Consider the following 21,341-nt stretch of genomic DNA (forward strand, 5'->3'; position numbering starts at 1 on the left):
TGGCGAGCGTGATTCGGCGCCGCCGCGCCGGGAATTCGCGGCGGCGACTATTGGCGCTTCGCCAGGCATTTCATGGGTCGAAGGCATATCCTCGCGGTCTGTGACTCTCGCTTCTGCTGCTTCGGGGCCCCGTTCCGGCAGCCGGTCGAATTCCCGCTATCGGTGGGTACCGGCGGCCGCCGGCTGGACCGTGGGTGTCATTGCCACGCTGTCGTTGCTAGCCAGCGTGTCGCCCTTGATCCGGTGGCTGATCAAAGCGCCCCGGGAATTCATCAACGACTACCTGTTCAACTTCCCCGACACCAGCATCGCGTGGTCGTTCGTACTGGCGCTGCTGGCGGCGGCGCTGACCGCACGCAAGCGGATCGCGTGGTGGGTGTTGCTGGGCCAGATGGTGCTGGCCGCATTCTGGAACGCCGCCGACATCGCGGCCGGCGACAACACGGCGTCGGAGACGTTCGGGGAAAGCCTCGGCTTCGCGCTGCACATCGTCGTGATCGTGCTGCTGGTTTTGAGCTACCGGGAGTTCTGGGCCAAGGTCCGCCGGGCCGCGCTGCTCAAGGCGGCCGCCGTCCTGGTCGTCGGCGACGTGATCGGGATCCTGCTTTCCTGGGGCCTGGTCGAGCTGTTCCCCGGATCGCTGGCTCGGCAGGACCGGCTGCCGTATGTGGCCAACCGGGTGGTCGGCTTCGCCCTCGCCGACCCCGACCTATTCACCGGCAAGCCGCACGTCCTGATGAACGCGATCTTCGGGTTGTTCGGTGCGCTCGCGCTGATCGCGGCCGCGATCGTGCTCTTCCAGTCCCAGCGCGCCGATAACGCACTGACCGGCGAGGACGAGTCGGCGATCCGCGGGCTGCTCGAGCTGTACGGCAAGAACGACTCGTTGGGTTACTTTGCGACGCGGCGCGACAAATCGGTGGTCTTCGCGCACAGCGGTCGCGCCGCCATCACTTACCGGGTGGAGGTCGGTGTCTGCCTGGCCAGCGGTGACCCGGTGGGCGATCCCCGGGCCTGGCCGCAGGCCGTCGAGGCGTGGTTGGCGTTGTGCAAGACCTACGGCTGGACGCCCGGCGTCATGGGCGCGAGTTCGCAGGGCGCGCAGGTGTATCGGGCGCGCGGCCTGAACGCCCTGGAGCTGGGTGACGAGGCGATCCTGCGAACCAGCGACTTCCGGTTGTCCGGGCCGGACATGCGGGGCGTGCGGCAGGCCGTGACGCGGTCTCGCCGGGCGGGACTGACGGTACGCATCCGGCGGCACCGCGACATCTCCGACGAAGAGATGTCGGAGACGATTGCGCGCGCCAACGCCTGGCGAGACACCCAGTCCGAGCGCGGGTTCTCCATGGCGCTCGGCCGGCTCGGCGACCCGGCCGACGGCGAGTGCCTGCTGGTCGAGGCGCTGGACCGGGACGGCCAGGTGGTCGCGATGCTGTCACTGGTGCCGTGGGGAAGCACCGGGGTGTCCCTTGACGTGATGCGCCGCTCCCCCCTGTCGCCCAACGGCACCAACGAGTTCATGGTAAGCGAACTCGCCCTGAACGCCGACCGATTCGGCATCAACCGCGTGTCGCTGAACTTCGCCATGTTCCGCTCCGCGTTCGAGCAGGGCGCCCAGCTCGGCGCCGGCCCGATCGCCCGGTTGTGGCGTGGGCTGCTGCTGTTCTTCTCCCGGTGGTGGCAGCTGGAAACGCTGTACCGCTCGAACATGAAGTACCAACCGGAGTGGGTGCCGCGGTACGCCTGCTACGAGGACGCCCGGTTGATACCACGGGTGGGTGTCGCCTCAGCCATGGCCGAGGGTTTCCTGGTGCTGCCGTTCAGCCGGCGCGACAAGGTGCACACCGGGCATCACTCCGCGGTGCCGGCCAGGCTGGCCGAGTCCGGGTTGCTGCACGAAGACGGATCCGCGCCCGACGTCAGCGGAATCGACCGCGGCGACGAAGTCGATTCCGAGGAGTACCAGCGCCGCCTGCCCGAACAGGTGCGCGTTCGCCTGATCAAGCTGAGGGCGTTGCAGCGCAACGGTATTGACACCTATCCGGTGGGATCGCCGCCCAGTCACACCGTAGCGCAGGCGCTGGACAGCGACGACCAGGACACTGTGTCGGTCACCGGCCGGATCCTGCGGATCCGCGACTTCGGCGGCGTGCTGTTCGCGGAACTGCGGGACTGGTCCGGCGAAATGCAAGTGCTGCTGGACAATTCACGCCTGGAGTCCGGTCGCACCGCCGATTTCACCGCCGCCATCGACCTCGGCGACCTGGTCGAAATGACCGGGCACATGGGGTTCAGTAAGAACGGAACCCGCTCGCTGATCGTCGCCGACTGGCGGATGGTCGGAAAGTGCCTGCGGCCGTTGCCCAACAAGTGGAAAGGGCTGACCGACCCTGAGACGCGGGTGCGAACGCGCTACGTCGATCTCGCGGTCAACACCGAGTCGCGCAATCTCGTGACCGCACGCAGCAGCGTGCTGCGCTCCATCCGGGAAACCTTGTTCGCCAAGGACTTCATCGAGGTGGAGACGCCGATCCTGCAGCCGATCCACGGCGGCGCCGCCGCGCGTCCCTTCGTCACCCATATCAACACCTATGACATGGACCTGTTCCTGCGCATCGCGCCCGAGCTGTACTTGAAGCGGTTGTGCGTGGGCGGGGTGGAGCGGGTGTTCGAACTGGGCCGGGCGTTCCGCAACGAAGGAGTCGACTTCAGCCACAACCCGGAGTTCACGCTGCTGGAGGCCTACCAGGCCCATGCCGACTACCGGGTGTGGATCGACGGCTGCCGCGAACTAATCCAGAACGCCGCCCAGGCCGCGAACGGAGCGCAGACCGTGCTGCGACCGCACCCGGACGACGAGTCCGGCACCCGGGTGGAACCGGTCGACGTCTCCGGCGAGTGGCCGGTGAAGACCGTGCACGACGCGGTCTCCGAGGCGCTCGGTGAGCACATCAACCCGCTCACGTCGCTGCACGCGCTGCGCAAGCTGGCCGACCGCGCCGGCATTCCGTATCGGAATCACTGGGACGCCGGCGCGATCGTGCTCGAGTTCTACGAGCACCTCGTCGAGGACCGGACCGAGGCGCCGACCTTTTACATCGACTTCCCGACCTCGGTGTCGCCGCTGACTCGCCCGCACCGCAGCCAGCCCGGCGTCGCCGAACGATGGGATCTGGTGGCCTGGGGCGTCGAACTGGGCACCGCCTACAGCGAGCTCACGGACCCGGTGGAACAGCGGCGCCGGCTGCTCGCGCAGTCGCTGCTGGCCGCTGGCGGCGAACCGGAGGCCATGGAGCTCGACGAGGACTTTCTGCAAGTCATGGAATACGCCATGCCGCCCACTGGCGGGCTCGGCATGGGCGTCGATCGGCTCGTGATGCTCGTAACTGGCCGCAGCATCCGCGAGACCCTGCCGTTTCCGCTGGCCAAGCCTCATTAGCCGGGGTCGGCGATCCCAGCACTGGCGAACGGTGTCCTTGCCGGCGACCGCCGCGATCGTGGCCGCCATGGCGTACGGGGCGTCTGTCCGAGGATCCCGCGCCGGCGGCGCTGTGGCTGTGGATTGCGTTGGGATGCATGGCCGCGGCGGTGCTGTGCCTGGGTTGGCGTGGCAGCCGGGCGTGGCGGCGTGGCGCCGCCGCGTTGTCGGTTCCGCTCTGCCTGCTCAGCGCCGTGCTGGTACTCAATCTGTGGGTCGGCTACTTCCCCACCGTGCAGTCCGCATGGAGCGACCTGACCTCCGGCCCGCTGCCCGACCAGACCGACCGCGCCGCCGTTACGGCGATGGCCGCCAAGGGCAACCTGCCCCCGCACGGCAGCGTGGTGCCGGTGACGATCCCGTCGACCGCCTCGCACTTCAAGCACCGCGACGAGCTGGTGTGCCTGCCGTCGGCCTGGTTCACCACCAGCCCGCCCCGGAGCTGCCGACGGTGATGATGATCGGCGGCCAGTTCAACACCCCTCCGACTGGACCCGCGCAGTTGACGTGGCCGGCGACTTCTTCCCGAACGCCGGCACCAAAGCGCAGACCATCAGCCGGCTGTTCGGTTGGCAGCACCGACGCCTGGGCGTCGTTCGACCCGAACACCGTGATCAACCGGCACGGCCAGTGCCGCGATGTTTCCGGCTGGTTCGCCATCTCCTCAGACGGTGCGACGGCGGGGCGCCGGGATTCGTCGATCGCGGACACCCGCCGCCATGCGGCTGTCGGGACGCGACGCCGCCGCCAACCCGGGCAACCAGACCGTACCCACTGTGTGCGCTGGGGCGGGCCAACGGCATCGACTGCACGGTGCTGCCCCAGCCCGGTAAACACGACTGGCCGTTCGCCGACCGGGCCTGCGCCGCCGCCCCTGCCGTGGCTGGCCGGTCGGCTCGGCACCCCGGCGTGCCGCGGACCCCGCTGCCCGGCGGCGCACCCGAGGTCGCCTCGTCGCCTCCCGCGAAGACGGTGGTCCCGGCGCAGCACTCGAACACCACCCCGAAGTAGCCGCCGGTGTCGCGGGTGACGCGAATGCGGCGGGCGGTGTTCGCACGGCATTGCCATCTATAGCAGCGCCTGGACGCGCTGGGCCAGCACACCGCTGATCGTGGTGGCGGCCTGGACCGGGCGACACCAGCACGCGGTCTGGCTGGCGGTGTGGTTCGCCATCAACCCATTTGTCTTCGGCAAACCGCCCAGCAACGAGCCTGGTCGACGCGGGCGATGCTGGGCTAGGAAATGTGGATCACCCGGCGACCCCGGTACGCGGCCTTGGTGGTCAGCTATGCTGGCCGCCTGCCGACATCGACTGCGGCCTGCGCTGATCGCGACCGCGCTGCAGATGTCGCTCACGCTGATCTATTGGCAACAGATGGTGCGGTATCTGGAGCGCGAGCGGCCGAATTGGACGCCTACGTCGACGGAATGATCGCGCAGCGGCGGCACCATCTGACCGATGATCTGCTCTGCAATCTCATTCGGGCCGAGGATGACGGCGATCGGCTCAGCGCCGACGAACTGCGCCTGACGGTGGCCGGGCTGCTACTTGCCGTAATAGACACCACCCGTAACCAGGTGACCGCTTCCATGCAGGTCCTGCTCGACCATACGGAGCAATGGGCGTTACTGGTTTCAACGGATTCTGCAGCCGTTCTTCAGTCCGAATGCACTCGCGGACATCCTGCCGTCCATTCAGGCGCAAGCGATCGACATCATCGACTCGATCGCGCCACGCGGGGAGTGCGATGATGTCCGAGCTGGCGACTCCACTATCCGTCGCAGGTGTTTCTGACGTTGTTCGGCCTCCCGTTGCGAGATCGCGAACGATTGATCCGATGGAAGGATGCCAGCATCGAGCTGAGCATCCCGAATGCCGCCGGCGAGTCCCTCGATCTGACACCCGCGCTGGAACTGTTTGCCTACCTCACCGAGGCGGTCGCCGAGCATCGGCGGCACCCGGGCGATGACGTGCTGACCGTGTGATGACGCGCTGACCGACGACGAAGCCCTCGGCATGGCCTTCTTCTTCGTACTCGACGGCCTGGACGCCGTCACCTCGGCGATCGGTGTGGCCATGCTCGAGTTGGCCCGCCGCCCGGACGTGTGCACCCGACTTCGCGAATATCTGGACACCATCGGCGTTTTCGCCGATGAATCGTCCGGTTGGACTCATCGGCTCTGGTCGTCCCCCGGGTGACGATCAAGGACGTCACCATCACCGGTGTCACCCTGCCGGCCGGCTCCCGGGTGCGGCTCTGCCTGGGCGCGATCAACCGGGGCGGCAGCGACCCGATCCCCGGCGAGGACCTGGTGCTGGACGGCAAGGTGCACAAGCATTGGGGGTTCGGTGGCGGCCCGCACCGTTGCGTCGGTGCGCACCTGGCGTGGATGGAAATGAACATCGTGGTGATCGAATGGTTGCGGCGCGTCCCGCATTTCGAGCTGGCGCTCGGGTACCGGCCCGAGGTCATCTGGCCGTCCCCGACCAGCACCCTGCCCCGATTAGACGTCGTGTTTTAGCTCGAGCACCCGGATTTCGCCGGTGGCGCCGTCGACTTCGACCAAGGCGCCCGCGGGCAGGGACGTGGTTGCCCCCTGGACATCCACGACGCAGGGGAAACCGAACTCGCGGGCCACCACCGCCGCGTGCGACATCGGACCGCCGAGTTCGGTCACCACGGCGGCGGCATAGCAGAACGCCGCGGTGTACCCGACGTCGGTGACCTCGGCGACAAGGATCTCCCCGGGCTGCAGATCATCGATATTCTCGGGCCGCACGATGCGCACCCGGCCACGCACCCGTCCCCCGCAGACGCCGACACCGTGCAGGCTCTCCCCGCTGCCGAGCACCGCCGGCGGTGTCGTGGCCGGCTCCCAGTGCCCGCTGAACACGGTCGGCACGGTGACGGCCGCAAGCCGGCGCCGCTCAGCGCGGCGCCGGGCCACCAGCTCCGCGACGTCACCGGGCAGGGCGTCGAGTTCATCGACCAGCAGATAGAACACGTCGTCGACCGCCGCGAAGATGCCGGCCTCGACCATTCGGCGGCCGTACTCACGCAGCAGCCCCCGTAACACCCAGTTGGCCCGCACCACCTTGTCGCGACGAGCTTCGCGATCGCGCAGCTGACTCGCGGCCAGCAGCGCTACCGGCTTGGCCCGCAACGGGATCCGCAACCGGGGCGGCGGTGCCGCCTCGGTGGCCGCCATCGCCCGGGCCACCATCCGTACCAGTAATTCCGGGTCGTCGGCGTAGCTGATGGAGAGCATCTCCAGCTCCGCGGGGCCCCGATGGCCGATCAGCGCCAGTTCGGCCAGTACCGCGGCGTGAAATTCCGGTGCGTCCACGGCCAGCTTGTCGAGCCGCTCCCCAGGCTCGGTCAGTAACCGAGCCACGTTGGGATCCCGCCGCGCCGCCACCACTAGTCGATGCATGGCCTCCACCGATCGCGCGCTGACCAGCTCGGGTCCGGCCGGTGCCGCGGTGGCCCGCCCGCACAGGCCGCGCAGCAGGACGTTGTACGCCGCGCACAGCATGAACGACGCCGAGGCCAGGACCCAGCCGTGGACAACGTGGTCGCGCGCCAGCGCGATGAGGCTCAGCAACCGGCGATCATCGAGCGCGGTGACGTCGTCGGCCAGTCGTTCCAATCGGTCGACGTCGGCGATGAAGGCGTGGGTATCCCGCGCGGCCCCGGAACTCAGGCCCACCAGGTTCACCCCGAACACTCCGATGTTGCGCCCGTTACGCAGCAGCCTTCGCGCCCAGCCGATTTCGGCCGGACGCTGCGCCCCGAAGACCGGCAGCGCGGCCGTGCTGGGACCGAAGAAGCCGCTGTTGCTGACGATCATCGACGGTTTGGCGAACGGCACGGTCTGCGCCATGAAATGCGCCGAGGTAATCGCGCCGTAAAGCCGGTGTGCGAAGACCGCGACGGTCCGCATCGCGATTTCGCGCTGCACCATGCCGCCCGGCCGCAGTCGTTCGGCGATGATGGCGCCGCCGGCTCGCAACCCGCGCACGGTCGCCGACGCCGAGGACGGCGAGAACGGCCCCGGTAGTGCCTCGGACAGGTTGGTGGCCAGAAAGGTGGGGAATCGCGGATCGATCGGGGTGTCGAACTCGCCGTTGAGTCCTTCCGGCCCGGCCAATTCGGGGACCACGCCGTCGTCGGCCGTCGCATCGACGGTGGGCAGGTCCGCGACGTTGGCCAACCGCCACGGCAGCGACACCAAACGCTTGCCCAGCGTGACGCGGCCGCGCACCGCCAGCGCGGCGTCCTCGATGCATTCGTCGCAGTCCCACGCCAGCCGGAACGCCCACTGCCCGCGCAGCCGCGCGGTGTCCATCACAGGCGCGTCGCGCACCAGGTCCAGCTCGGCCGCCGCCTGCAGGGGTGCCCGCCGCACGACCGGACGTCCCAGCATTGCGGCGATCTGGCGAAACGACCGTTCGACCGGTGTCGCGAGATTGATTGGGCCGCTGTCGATCTCGGTATCCACGATGGCCCGGGTGAACAGCCGCAGCGCGTCGTCTAGGTGCACGACCTGGATGAGGTGATCGGCCGAGCCGTCCGGGAACGCGGGCAGCGCCAGCAGCCGGCGCACCCAGTTGTCAACGTTGCGGCCGACGATGAGCGCGCAGCGCACCGCGACCCACTCCGCGCCGGCCGCCGCGAGCAGGTCTTCGGCGCGGGCCTGTTGCACCCCGCCGGCCAGCACCGGAGCCATCGCGTCGCGCTCGGTTTTTGGCGCGCCCGCGCGACCGTACACGTGCGGTGACGACGCGAAAACGATGCGTCGGGTGCCCGTCTCGGACATCGCGCGCACAACATTACGGGTGCCGCCGACATTCACGTCGTGGCTGTCTCGGTGGTCGCCGCCGAGGCTGTGCGACCAGGCGAGGTGCGCGACGACGTCCGCGCCCGCCACGACACGTCCCACCGCGTCGGCATCCCGGATGTCGGCCGCGACGAAAGCGGCTGCGCTGGGCCAACTTTGCGGCCGGTGCCGGGCGATCCCGATCACGTCGTGGCCCTGGCTGAGCAATCGGGCGGTGATCCCGCGGCCGATCACACCACTGGCCCCGGTGACCGCGATCCTCATTCGTCGTCGTCGATCAGCGCGGCGTTCAGCAGATCCTCGAGGTCCATGTCCGCGATGTCCTTCTCGGTGCTCACCCCGGCGACGGTCGCTTGCGCGTCGCCGTCCTCGGTTGCCAACGCCAGCAACAACTCCAGCACGCCGGCCTGCCGCAGCCGCTTGACCGGAATCGACCCGACGATGCGCGTGATGTCGGCTTCGCCGGGGGCGGCAGCCGGGCCGGCCTGCTCCGCCGTCCCGACCAGCTCGATGTGTATGTAACCGGCCAGTGCGCCGCAGTTCGGGTAATCGAAGATCAGCGTGGGCGAAAGCGCCAGTCCGGTCGCGGTTTTCAGGCGGTTGCGCATCTCTACCGCGGTCAGCGAGTCGAACCCGAGCTCCTGGAACGCACAATCCGGATCGATGGACTCCGGGCTGGAATCACCCAGCACTGTGGCGATGTTAGACCGCACCAAATCCAGCAGCACCGCGTACTGCTCGTCCTCGGGTAGCCCCTCAAGGCGTTTCAGCAGAGCCGATTTCGACTTGGCCGCGGCCAGCGAGTCGTCGACCTGCCGGCGGGTCGGCGCGTTGATCAAGTCGACGAACATTGGCGGCAGCGTTCCGCCGTCGAACTTGACCCGCAGCGCCGCTAGGTCGATGTGCGCGGGCAACAGGAACGGTTCGTCAACGATCAGCGCGGTGTCCAACAACTCCAGCGCCTCGTCGGAGGACATCGCGACGATGCCGTCGCGGCCGAACCGGGCGCGGTCGGCGGCGCCCAGCGCGCCGGTCATGGCGCTGGCCTGATCCCACAGACCCCAGCCCAACGACATCGCCGGCAGCCCGTGGGCCCGCCGGTGCGCGGCCAGCGCGTCCAGGAATGAGTTGGCGGCCGCGTAGTTGGCCTGGCCCGACGCCCCCACCAGCCCGGCCATCGACGAGAACAGCACGAACGCCGACAGATCGAGGTCGCGGGTGAGCTCGTGCAGATGCCAGGCCCCGTCGACCTTGGCCCGCAACACCGCGTCGACGCGCTCCGGGGTCAACGACGAAACCACAGCGTCGTCGAGCATGCCGGCCGCGTGAATCACGCCGGACAGCGGCCGCTGCACCGGTATGTCGGCGAGCACCTTGGCCAGCGCGTCGCGGTCGGCGACATCGCAGGCGACCACCTGTACCTGGGCGCCGGTCACGCTGAGCTCGGTCAGCAGCTCCGCGGCGCCCGGCGCGTCGAGGCCCCGGCGGCTCAGCAGCACCAGGTTGCGCACCCCGTGCCGCGACACCACGTGCCTTGCCAGCGCCGAACCGGCCATGCCGGTGCCGCCGGTGATCAGCACGGTTCCGGCCGCCAGCCCGCTGCCCGGCCCGCCCGGCACCGTCATCACGACCTTGCCGACGTGGCGGGTCTGGCTCAAATACCGCAACGCCGCCGCTGCGCGCCGAATGTCGAACCTTGTCACCGGCAGCGGCCGCAACACGCCGTCGCCGAACAGCGCGACCAGTTCGTCCAGGATCTGCCGGATCCGGTCGGGTCCGGATTCGAAGAGGTCGAAGGCGCGGTACCGCACGCCCGGATGTTCGTCGGCGACCGCATCGGGATCGCGGATGTCGGTCTTGCCCATTTCCAGGAAGACCCCACCGGGGGCGACCAACCGCAGCGAGGCATCGACGAAGTCACCGGCCAGTGAGTCGAGCACAATATCCATCCCGGCCACACCGGCCCCGGCGGTGACCGCCCGGAATTTCTCCTCGAACTCGAGGCTGCGCGAATCTGAAATGTGATCGTCGTCAAAGCCCATGGACCGCAACGTGTCCCACTTGCCGCGACTGGCCGTGGCGAACACCTCCAGGCCAAGATGACGGGCCAGCTGCACGGCGGCCATTCCCACCCCGCCGGCCGCGGCGTGTACCAGCACCCGCTGACCCGGATTGGCCGCGGCCAGGTCGACCAGCGCGTAGTAGGCGGTGGCGAAGACGACCGTGGTGGTCGCGGCGGCTGCGTGCGACCAGCCCGCCGGGACCTCGGCCAGCAGCCGCTGGTCGGTCGTCGCGACCGTGCCGGTGCCGTCCGGGAACAAGCCCATCACCCGGTCACCGACCGCGAAACGGCCGTTCTTCGAGGCGGTTTCGGGTCCGACCTCGACGATGACACCGGACGCCTCGATACCCATCACCGTGTCGGGATCGGGATAGAGACCCAGCGCGATCATCACGTCGCGGAAGTTGGCCGCGATGGCCGACAGTGCGACCCGAACCTGGCCCGGCTCCAGCGGGGCATCGGCGTCGGGGATGCGCTCCAACCGCAGATTCTCAAAGGTGCCACGGCTACTCATGCCGATGCGCCACGGCTCGTCGCCCGGCGGCACCAGCAGCGCGCCGACCGCACGGCTGCCGTGCACGCGCGCGATGTACACCTTCGACCCGCGCAGCAGCACCTGCGGCTCGCCGGCGGCCAGGACCGCGGCCACCGACTCCTCGTCGAGCGGCCCATCGGTGTCGACCAGCACGATGCGGCCCGGATGTTCGGTCTGCGCCGAGCGCACCAGACCCCACACCGCCGCCCCGGCCAGATCGGTGATCTCCTCGCCCGGCATCGTCATCGCGCCCCGGGTCGCCACCACCAGCGTCCCCGCACCTTCGCGGGCCAACCACGACTGCAGCACCGGCAACACCGCACGGGTGGCCGCATACACACCGGCCAGCACATCGTCGGGCACCGGCGCCGACTCGAACACCACCGCTGAGCGCTGTCCGTCGGACACCTCGAATTCCGGTGCGCCATGAGCGAACACCGATACCGGCTGTACCGACGACGAGGGCAACACGGACCAATCCACCTCGAAAAGCCGGTCCGGGCCAGAGCTGGACACCGCGGCGAGCAGTTGCTGATCGGTCACCGGCCGGGCCGCCATCGACGCCACCGACAGCACCGGCAGCCCGAGGCCGTCCGCGAGCTCGATCGACACAGCCGAATCGCCGACAGGCACGATCCGCGCCCGCACCGCCGTCGCGCCCGCGGCGTGCAGAGAAACCTGCTGCCAGGAGAAGGGCACCAGCATCGACCCTTCGGGCAGCTCGTCGTCCGCGGAGGCGAGGATGACGGCGTGTAGCGCGGCGTCGAGCAGCGCCGGGTGTACACCGAAGCCGGTCACCGACAGTCCTGCATCCGCCGGCAGCGTCACGTCGGCGAAGACCTCCTCGCCGCGGCGCCACATCGACGTCAGGCCGCGGAACGCGGGGCCGTAGCCGTAACCGCGTTCAGCCAGTCGCTCGTAACCGTCACCGATGTCGACCGGGACCGCGCCCACCGGCGGCCAGGCCGACAGGTCGGCATGGGGATCGGCCGACCCGGCCCGCAGCATGCCCTCGGCGTGCAACGACCAACCCGCACCGGCCTCGCCGCGGGAGAAGACCGACACCGTTCGGAAGCCCCCGTCGTCGGCCGCGCCCACCATCACCTGGACGGCGACCGACCCGTCGGCCGGCAAGACCAGGGGCGCAGCGAGATTCAGCTCGTCGACGACGCCACAACCCACCTCGTCGCCGGCGCGGATCGCCAACTCGACGAATCCCGCACCGGGGAACAGCACGACGCCGCCCACGGCGTGATCGTTGAGCCACGTCTGCCGGCCGGGCGACAACCGCCCGGTGAATACCACCCCACCGGTCGCCGGCAGCTCGACCACCGCGCCCAGCAGCGGGTGTTCGCTCGCGGCCAGGCCCAGTCCGGCAGAGTCGAGAGCGGCGCCGTCAGCGGAGAGCCAAAACCGGCGCCGCTCAAAGGTATACGTGGGCAGCTCAACGAAGTTGGCGGCGCCGATGACACCGCGCCAGTCCACCCACATACCGGACACAAAGCCCTGCGCGACGGCCGCGGTGAGCGTTTCCGGCTCCGGCCGGTCCTTGCGCAGCGCGGACGTGACGATCGGCGCCCGTTCGTCGACGGCGAGGGTTTCTTCGATGGCCGCGGTTAGGCCGCTGGTCGGCCCGACTTCGAGGAAACGGGTGGCGCCGGCCGACTGCACGAAGCGCACGCTGTCTGCGAACCGCACCTCCTCGCGTACGTGCCTCTTCCAGTAGGTGGCGCTCCCGAAATCGTCCCCGGCCTGCTGCCCGGTCACGTTGGACACGATCGCAATGGTGGGCCTGCCGACGGCGAGTCCGGCTGCGACCGTTTCGAATTCGTCGACCATCGGATCCATCAACGGCGAGTGGAAGGCATGCGAGACGGCGAGCCGGTGGAGGCGACGGCCGTCGGCGCGGAGCCGCTCGGCGATCGCGGTCACCGCGTCTTCGGGTCCGGAGAGCACCACGGAGCTCGGGCCGTTGATTGCGGCGACGCCGACATCGGCGTACTCGGGGGCAAGCAGTAGCGGGCGCACTTCGGATTCGGTGGCCTGCACCGCGATCATCGCGCCGCCTGCCGGCAGCGCCTGCATGAAACGGCCGCGCGCGGCGACCAGCACCGCGGCGTTTTCCAACGACAGGACGCCCGCGACGTGCGCGGCGGCCAACTCACCGATCGAGTGTCCCATCACGAAATCAGGTCGCACACACCATGATTCGAGCAACCGGAACAGTGCGACCTCGACCGCGAACAGGGCCGGTTGGGCGAACTCGGTGGTGTTCAGCAGGTCGTCGTCGTGTCCCCACATGACGTCCCGCAACGGCCGTAACAGGTGGCGATCCAGCTCGGTGACGACGGCGTCGAAAGCCTCGGCGAAGACCGGGTAGCCTGCGTACAGTCCGGTTCCCATGCCTACCCATTGGGAGCCCTGGCCGGGAAAGACGAAGACGGTCTTGCCGGATTGACCGGCGGCGCCGCGGATGACCGTGGTGAGCTCACCGGCGGCCACTTCGTCGAGCCCGGCCAGCAACTGGTCGCGGTCGCGGCCGATAATGACGGCGCGATGCTCGAAGGTCGACCGGGTGGCCAGCGTCCAAGCCACATCGGCGGGGTCGAGTTCGGGGTGGGCGCCGACATGATCGGCCAGCCGGGCGGCCTGAGACTCCAACGCCGACAACGTTTTAGCCGAAAGCACCCAGGGCAGCACGGGCACGCCGGCGCGGTCCACTGCCGGGTTGGCATCGGCCGGCGGGGATTCGATGATGACGTGAGCGTTGGTGCCGCTAATCCCAAACGAGGACACGCCGGCGCGGCGGGGCCGCCCGGCCTGCCCGATGTTCCAGGGCCGCGCCTCGGACAGCAACGACACCGCACCCGCCGACCAATCCACATGCGGGCTGGGCTGATCCACATGCAACGTCGCCGGCAACACCTCATGGCGCATCGCCTGCACCATCTTGATCACCCCGGCCACCCCGGCGGCGGCCTGGGTGTGGCCCATGTTCGACTTGATCGATCCCAGCCACAGCGGCTCGGACCGGTCCTGGCCGTACGTTGCCAACAACGCCTGCGCCTCAATCGGGTCGCCCAGCGTGGTACCGGTGCCGTGACCCTCCACCACATCGACGTCGGCGGCCGAAAGACCGGCATTGGCCAGCGCCGCACGCACCACCCGCTGCTGCGACGGACCATTGGGCGCCGTCAACCCGTTGGACGCACCATCCTGATTGACCGCAGAACCGCGCACCACCGCCAGCACCGGATGCCCCAAGCGCCGCGCGTCGGAGAGCCGCTCGACCACCAACATGCCGCCACCCTCGGACCAGCCGACTCCGTCGGCCGCGCCCGCGTAGGCCTTGCACCGGCCATCCACAGACAGCCCGCGGTGCCGGCTGAACTCGACGAAAACCATTGGGGTGGCGTTGACCGTGACACCACCGGCCAGGGCCAGGTCGCACTCACCGGACCGCAACGATTGCACCGCCATGTGCAGCGCGACCAACGACGACGAGCACGCCGTATCCACCGACACCGCCGGCCCCTCCAGACCCAGCACATACGACACCCGGCCCGACGCCACGCTCGACGACTGTCCGGTCAGGCGGAAGCCTTCCGCAGCCGGTTCCGCACCCATGCCGTAGCCCTGGGCGTACACGCCGGCGAACACCCCGGTCGCGCTGCCCCGCAGCCCGCTGGGGTCGATCCCGGCGCGCTCGAGGGCCTCCCACGACAATTCGAGGAACATGCGCTGCTGCGGATCCATCGCAAGCGCCTCGCTGGGCGCGATGCCAAAGAACGCAGCATCGAAGTCCGCGACACCGTCCACGAACCCGCCGGTGCGGGCGTACGTCTTGTGGCGCGCGTCCGGATCGGGATCGAACAGTCCGGCCAGGTCCCAGCCACGATCAGTTGGGAACCCCGAGATCACGTCCCGCTCGTCGGCGACCATCTCCCACAGCCGCTCCGGGGTATCCACCCCACCCGGGAACCGACAGGACATTCCGACGATCACGATCGGGTTGTCGCCGACGGACTGCACGGCCGGGGAGGCGGCGGTCTCCTGCGGCACCCCGGCGAGTTCGGAACGCAGGTAGCCGGCCAAACCGTTCGGCGTCGGGTAGTCGAAGATCAGCGTGGGCGAAAGCGCCAGTCCGGTCGCGGTTTTCAGGCGGTTGCGCATCTCGACCGCGGTCAGCGAATCGAATCCGAGTTCCTGGAAGGCTCTGTCGGGGTCAATCGCCTCGGCCGTGGTGTTGCCCAGCACGGTCGCGATGTGTGACCGGACCAGATCTAGCAGCACGGCATGCTGCTCCGGTTCGGCGAGCCCGTGCAGACGATGCGCCAACGCCGATTTCGACTTCGCCGCGGCCAGCGAATCGTCGACGCGGCGACGGGTCGGGGCGTTGAGCAGATCGGTGAACATCGGCGGAACGACGTCCGCGTGCGCACGCAACGCCGCCAAGTCGATCCGGGTGGGTGCGAGGAAGGTCTCGTCGACAATCAGTGCGGTGTCGAACAATTCCATCGCCTCCTCCGACGACAACGCGAGGATTCCGTCGCGGCTCAGCCGGGCGAGGTCGGCGGCGTCGAGCCCGCCGGTCATGACGCTGGCCTGATCCCACAACCCCCACGCCAGTGAGATCGCCGGCAGACCGTGGGCCCGCCGGTGCGCGGCCAGCCCGTCGAGGAAGGTGTTACCCGCCGCGTAGTTGGCCTGGCCCGACGAGCCGACCAGACCCGCCATCGACGAAAACATCACGAACGCCGACACATCCAGTTCGCGGGTGAGCTCGTGCAGATTCCAGGCGGCGTCCACCTTGGCTCGCAACACCGCGTCGATCCGTTCGGGTGTCAGCGAGGTGACCATCGCGTCGTCAAGCACACCCGCAGCGTGGATCACCGCCGACAGCGGGAACTGCGCCGGAATACCGGCGATCACCGCGGCCAGCGCGTCGCGGTCGGCGACGTCGCAGGCGACGACGTTGACCCGGGCTCCCGTCGCTTCCAATTCCGCGGCCAGCGCGGCGGATTCGGCGTCGGGGCCGCGCCGACTCAGCAGTACCAGGTTGCGCACGCCGTGGCGTGTCACCAAGTGGCGGGCCAGCGTCGAACCCGCCATGCCGGTTCCGCCGGTGATCAGCACCGTGCCCGAGGTGCAGGCGCCCGGCAGGGTCAGCACGACCTTGCCGATGTGACGGGCCTGGCTCAGGTAGCGCAGCGCGCTGCGAGCGCGTCGCACATCGAAGGTCGTTACTGGCAACGGCCGCAGCACGCCGGCGTCGAAAAGCCTTGCGAGCTCCAGCATCCACTCGTGCATCCGGGGGCGGCCCGGCTCGAAGAGGTCGAACGCCCGGTAGCGCACCCCCGGATATTCCTGCGCGACCGCATCGGGATCGCGGATGTCGGTCTTGCCCATTTCCAGGAACACGCCACCGGGGGCGACCAACCGCAGCGACGCGTCCACGAATTCGCCGGCCAGTGAGTCGAGCACAATATCCATCCCGGCCACACCGGCCCCGGCGGTGACCGCCCGGAATTTCTCCTCGAATTCCAGGCTGCGCGAATCAGCGATGTGGTCATCGTCAAAGCCCATGGACCGCAACGTGTCCCACTTGCCGCGACTGGCCGTGGCGAAGACCTCCAGGCCCAGGTGCCGGGCCAGCTGCACGGCGGCCATTCCCACCCCGCCGGCCGCGGCGTGTACCAGCACCCGTTGGCCCGGCCGGGCCTCGGCCAGGTGCATGAACGCCATGTAGGCCGTGGTGAAGACCGCGGAGATCGCTGCGGCCTCCGCGTAAGACCAGCCGGCGGGCTTCGGCTGCAACAGCCGCACGTCGCCGGGCACCCGCGTGCCGCTGCCGTCCGGGAAGAATCCGTACACCGCGTCACCGACCGCGAATTCGGTGACGCCCGGGCCGACCTCGACGACGACGCCCGCGCCCTCACCGCCGAGCAGCGCGTTGTGGGTGAACATGCCCAGCGTGATCATCACGTCACGGAAATTGGTGGCGATCGCGCGCAGCGCTACCCGAACCTGGCCCGGCTGCAGCGGTGCACCCGCATTGGGAACCGGTTCCAGGCGCAGGTTCTCGAAGGTGCCCGCGCTGCTCACGCCGAGCCGCCACGGCCCTTCCCCGGGCGGTTCGAGGATGCCCTCCACCGCGCGGCTGCCGTGCACGCGGGCAGTGTACACCGTCGTGCCGCGTAGCAACAGTTGCGGCTCACCGGCCGCCACCACGGTCGCGGTCGCGTGATCGTCAAGGGGCACATCGGAATCCACCAGCACGATGCGACCGGGATGCTCGGTCTGCGCGGAGCGGATCAACCCCCACACCGCGGCACCCGCCAGATCGGTGATGTCCTCCCCCGGCAACCCCATCGCGCCGCGCGTCGCAACGACGAGGACTCCGGAGTCACTCTCGGCCAGCCAGGACTGCACGGCCGCCAGCGCCCGGTGGGTGCGTTCGTGGCTGGCCGTGACCGGATCACCGCCCGTGGCAACGGATTCGAACAGCCGGTGGGTGCCGAGAGCAGCGGGGTCGGCGGTGACCTGCGCCGGGGACCACACTATTTCGAACAGCCGGTCCTGGGCCGACGGGGCGACGGCCGCGAGCAGTTGCTGCTCGCTGACGGGCCGGGCGGCCGTCGCGGCCACCGACAGCACCGGCAGCCCGAGCCCGTCGGCGAGCTCGATCGACACCGATTTCGAGACCGAAGAGGCGTCGGCGGGCGCGATGCGTGCGCGTACCGCGGAGGCGCCCGCGGCATGCAGCGACACGCCCTGCCACGAGAACGGCAGCACCACCTCGGCCTCGCCGGCGCCGTGGTGGGCGATGACCATGGAATGCATGGCCGCATCAAGCAACGCCGGGTGCACCCCGAATCCGTTGACGCCGCCGGCCGCATCGGGTATCCGCACCTCGGCGAACACCTCGTCACCGCGCACCCACGCGGCGGTCAGACCCTGGAACGCGGGGCCGTAGCCGTATCCGCGCTCCGCCAGCAGCTGATACACCTCGGCTGTATCCACCGCGACCGCGCCCGGCGGCGGCCAAGCGGACAGATCGGCCCGCGGCTCGGTCAGCGCGGAGCTCAGCGCACCCTCGGCGTGGCACACCCACGCGGAATCGGGGCCGACGCGCGCGAAGATCGTGACACTGCGCTGACCAGAATCCCCGGCCGGACCCACTACGACCTGAATGGCCACCGAGCCGAACCCGGATTCGCCGGCGGGCAACAGCAGCGGCGCCTGCAACGTCAACTCATCGACCGTCGAGCAGCCGACTTCGTCGCCGGCGCGGATCGCCAGCTCGACGAATCCGGCGCCCGGGAACACCACAGTGCCCGCCACCGCGTGATCGGCCAGCCAGCCCTGCACGGCGGGCGACAAGCGTCCGGTCAGCAGCACCTCACCGGAGGACGGCAGCTCGACCACCGCGCTGAGCAGTGGGTGCTCGCTGAGGCCCAATCCCAGGCCCGAGACATCCGCGCCGACGCCCTCGCCGGACAGCCAAAACCGGCTCCGGTCAAAGGCATACGTCGGTAGCTCGACGAAGGCAGCGCCGTCTAACAGTCCGCGCCAGTTCACGTTCACCCCCGCGGTGAACGCGGTCGCCACGGACATCAGGAACCGGGCGAGGCCGCCGTTTTCGCGGCCCAGGGTCGGCACCACGATGGCCTCGGCGACACCGGTGTCGGCGCAAGAGTTCTCGATGCCGGCGATCAACGTGGGATGCGGGCTGGATTCGATGAAGGTCCGATACCCGTGCTCGCACGCGGTGCGCACCGCCTGGTCGAACTGCACGGTCTGCCGGATGTTGCGGTACCAGTAGGCGGCATCCAAACCCGCCGTGTCCAAACGACTTCCGGTGACCGTCGAGAAGAACGCGACCCGCGAGGACCGCGGCTCGATGCCGGCCAATACGTCGGCCAGCTCGTGGCGGATCGCCTCGACCTCAACCGAATGCGACGCGTAGTCGACGTCGATGCGGCGGGTCCGTAGCTCGAGGTCGGCGCAGAAGACGGTGAGTTCCTCCAGCGCGGCGACCTCACCCGACACCACGACGGCCGAAGGACCGTTGACGGCGGCGATGCTGAGCCGAGTTCCGTAGGGCACCAACAACTCGCGCGTCCGTTCGATACTGCACGCGATGGAGACCATGCCGCCCAGGTGGGCCAGCGAGCGCAGCAGTTTGCTGCGCAACGTGACCACGCGCGCCGCGTCGCGCAGCGTCAGCGCCCCGGCGACGTAGGCGGCGGCGATCTCGCCCTGCGAATGACCGATCACCGCGTCCGGGTTGACCCCCAGCGATTTCCACAGCTCGGCCAGCGACACCATCACCGCGAACAGCACCGGCTGCACGACGTCCACACGCTCCCGGCTGGGTGCGCCTGGGGCGCCGCGCAGCACGTCGATCAGCGACCAGTCGACGAACTCGGCGAAGGCCTGTGCGCACGCTTCCACCTGACGCGCAAAAACCGGTGTGGTATCCAGTAATTCGACGCCCATGCCTACCCATTGGGAGCCCTGGCCGGGAAAGACGAAGACGGTCTTGCCGGATTGACCGGCGGCGCCGCGGATGACCGTGGTGAGCTCACCGGCGGCCACTTCGTCGAGCCCGGCCAGCAACTGGTCGCGGTCGCGGCCGATAATGACGGCGCGATGCTCGAAGGTCGACCGGGTGGCCAGCGTCCAAGCCACATCGGCGGGGTCGAGTTCGGGGTGGGCGCCGACATGATCGGCCAGCCGGGCGGCCTGAGACTCCAACGCCGACAACGTTTTAGCCGAAAGCACCCAGGGCAGCACGGGCACGCCGGCGCGGTCCACTGCCGGGTTGGCATCGGCCGGCGGGGATTCGATGATGACGTGAGCGTTGGTGCCGCTAATCCCAAACGAGGACACGCCGGCGCGGCGGGGCCGCCCGGCCTGCCCGATGTTCCAGGGCCGCGCCTCGGACAGCAACGACACCGCACCCGCCGACCAATCCACATGCGGGCTGGGCTGATCCACATGCAACGTCGCCGGCAACACCTCATGGCGCATCGCCTGCACCATCTTGATCACCCCGGCCACCCCGGCGGCGGCCTGGGTGTGGCCCATGTTCGACTTGATCGATCCCAGCCACAGCGGCTCGGACCGGTCCTGGCCGTACGTTGCCAACAACGCCTGCGCCTCAATCGGGTCGCCCAGCGTGGTACCGGTGCCGTGACCCTCCACCACATCGACGTCGGCGGCCGAAAGACCGGCATTGGCCAGCGCCGCACGCACCACCCGCTGCTGCGACGGACCATTGGGCGCCGTCAACCCGTTGGACGCACCATCCTGATTGACCGCAGAACCGCGCACCACCGCCAGCACCGGATGCCCCAAGCGCCGCGCGTCGGAGAGCCGCTCGACCACCAACATGCCGCCACCCTCGGACCAGCCGACTCCGTCGGCCGCGCCCGCGTAGGCCTTGCACCGGCCATCCACAGACAGCCCGCGGTGCCGGCTGAACTCGACGAAAACCATTGGGGTGGCGTTGACCGTGACACCACCGGCCAGGGCCAGGTCGCACTCACCGGACCGCAACGATTGCACCGCCATGTGCAGCGCGACCAACGACGACGAGCACGCCGTATCCACCGACACCGCCGGCCCCTCCAGACCCAGCACATACGACACCCGGCCCGACGCCACGCTCGACGACTGTCCGGTCAGGCGGAAGCCTTCCGCAGCCGGTTCCGCACCCATGCCGTAGCCCTGGGCGTACACGCCGGCGAACACCCCGGTCGCGCTGCCCCGCAGCCCGCTGGGGTCGATCCCGGCGCGCTCGAGGGCCTCCCACGACAATTCGAGGAACATGCGCTGCTGCGGATCCATCGCAAGCGCCTCGCTGGGCGCGATGCCAAAGAACGCAGCATCGAAGTCCGCGACACCGTCCACGAACCCGCCGGTGCGGGCGTACGTCTTGTGGCGCGCGTCCGGATCGGGATCGAACAGTCCGGCCAGGTCCCAGCCACGATCAGTTGGGAACCCCGAGATCACGTCCCGCTCGTCGGCGACCATCTCCCACAGCCGCTCCGGGGTATCCACCCCACCCGGGAACCGACAGGACATTCCGACGATCACGATCGGGTCACTCGAGCGCTCCAACAACGCCCGGTTGATGCGCTTCAGGCGTTCAACCTGGACCAGCGCTTTGCGCAGCGCCTCGGTTACATGCTGGAGTTGATCCACCTCAGTACCCCTCGCCTGACATTGGCCGGTTCGGACCGCCGGATGCGACTGTTCGCTGAGTCACGGAAGTTACTGCACGAAGCGACGTATTCGTGTTGCTGTCCGACCCAAGAATGTCGCTAGTGAGTATGTCCAAGTCCTGCAGGATTTCAAAACGCCCGATGCTCCCGGTTGCTGTAGGAGGATCGGCATCGACGTGTGGAACGCCGGGT

The 21,341-nt window shown here is 69.1% G+C and carries 6 protein-coding genes and 2 pseudogenes; 6 read left to right on the forward strand and 2 right to left on the reverse strand.

Annotated features, from left to right (window positions below):
• Positions 1-100 precede the first annotated feature (100 nt).
• The 6 genes and pseudogenes from lysX to FQ389_RS18415 all read left to right on the forward strand — a co-directional run bounded on the left by lysX (position 101) and on the right by FQ389_RS18415 (position 6,001).
• A complete protein-coding gene (gene lysX, locus FQ389_RS00310; protein WP_186296214.1) occupies positions 101-3,439 on the forward strand; it encodes a bifunctional lysylphosphatidylglycerol synthetase/lysine--tRNA ligase LysX in 3,339 nt (1,112 codons plus the stop codon).
• Positions 3,440-3,522: 83 nt separating this feature from the next.
• Positions 3,523-4,489: pseudogene (locus FQ389_RS00315) on the forward strand (esterase family protein); the annotation flags it as partial.
• 393 nt (positions 4,490-4,882) lie between these two features.
• Positions 4,883-5,111: pseudogene (locus FQ389_RS18400) on the forward strand (cytochrome P450); the annotation flags it as partial.
• A 152-nt stretch (positions 5,112-5,263) separates the two neighbouring features.
• The gene (locus FQ389_RS18405; protein WP_260860299.1) at positions 5,264-5,464 is read left to right on the forward strand and encodes a cytochrome P450; all 201 of its coding nucleotides are present in this window, start codon (positions 5,264-5,266) and stop codon (positions 5,462-5,464) included.
• Between the two features lie 31 nt (positions 5,465-5,495).
• The gene (locus FQ389_RS18410; RefSeq protein WP_260860301.1) at positions 5,496-5,678 is read left to right on the forward strand and encodes a cytochrome P450; all 183 of its coding nucleotides are present in this window, start codon (positions 5,496-5,498) and stop codon (positions 5,676-5,678) included.
• Positions 5,645-6,001, forward strand: coding sequence for a cytochrome P450 (locus tag FQ389_RS18415; protein WP_260860303.1), 357 nt, complete (start codon positions 5,645-5,647; stop codon positions 5,999-6,001). The genes FQ389_RS18410 and FQ389_RS18415 overlap by 34 nt, the downstream gene beginning before the upstream one ends.
• Here the strand turns inward: FQ389_RS18415 and FQ389_RS00335 are convergent.
• Both FQ389_RS00335 and FQ389_RS00340 read right to left on the reverse strand, forming a co-directional pair.
• Entirely contained in the window at positions 5,984-8,584 is a 2,601-nt protein-coding gene (locus FQ389_RS00335; protein ID WP_144205761.1) for a sugar epimerase family protein, read from the reverse strand. The genes FQ389_RS18415 and FQ389_RS00335 overlap by 18 nt on opposite strands.
• Entirely contained in the window at positions 8,581-21,129 is a 12,549-nt protein-coding gene (locus FQ389_RS00340; protein ID WP_144205762.1) for a type I polyketide synthase, read from the reverse strand. The genes FQ389_RS00335 and FQ389_RS00340 overlap by 4 nt, the downstream gene beginning before the upstream one ends.
• Between the last annotated feature and the right edge of the window lie 212 nt (positions 21,130-21,341).

Source organism: Mycobacterium tilburgii (assembly GCF_902168065.1).
Classification (GTDB): Bacteria; Actinomycetota; Actinomycetes; order Mycobacteriales; family Mycobacteriaceae; genus Mycobacterium; species Mycobacterium tilburgii.

Bases quoted from the DNA above. Each gene is read 5' to 3' on its own strand.
- FQ389_RS18410 (WP_260860301.1), top strand. From the start codon at position 5,496: ATGGCCTTCTTCTTCGTACTCGACGGCCTGGACGCCGTCACCTCGGCG.
- FQ389_RS00335 (WP_144205761.1), bottom strand. From the start codon at position 8,584: ATGAGGATCGCGGTCACCGGGGCCAGTGGTGTGATCGGCCGCGGGATC.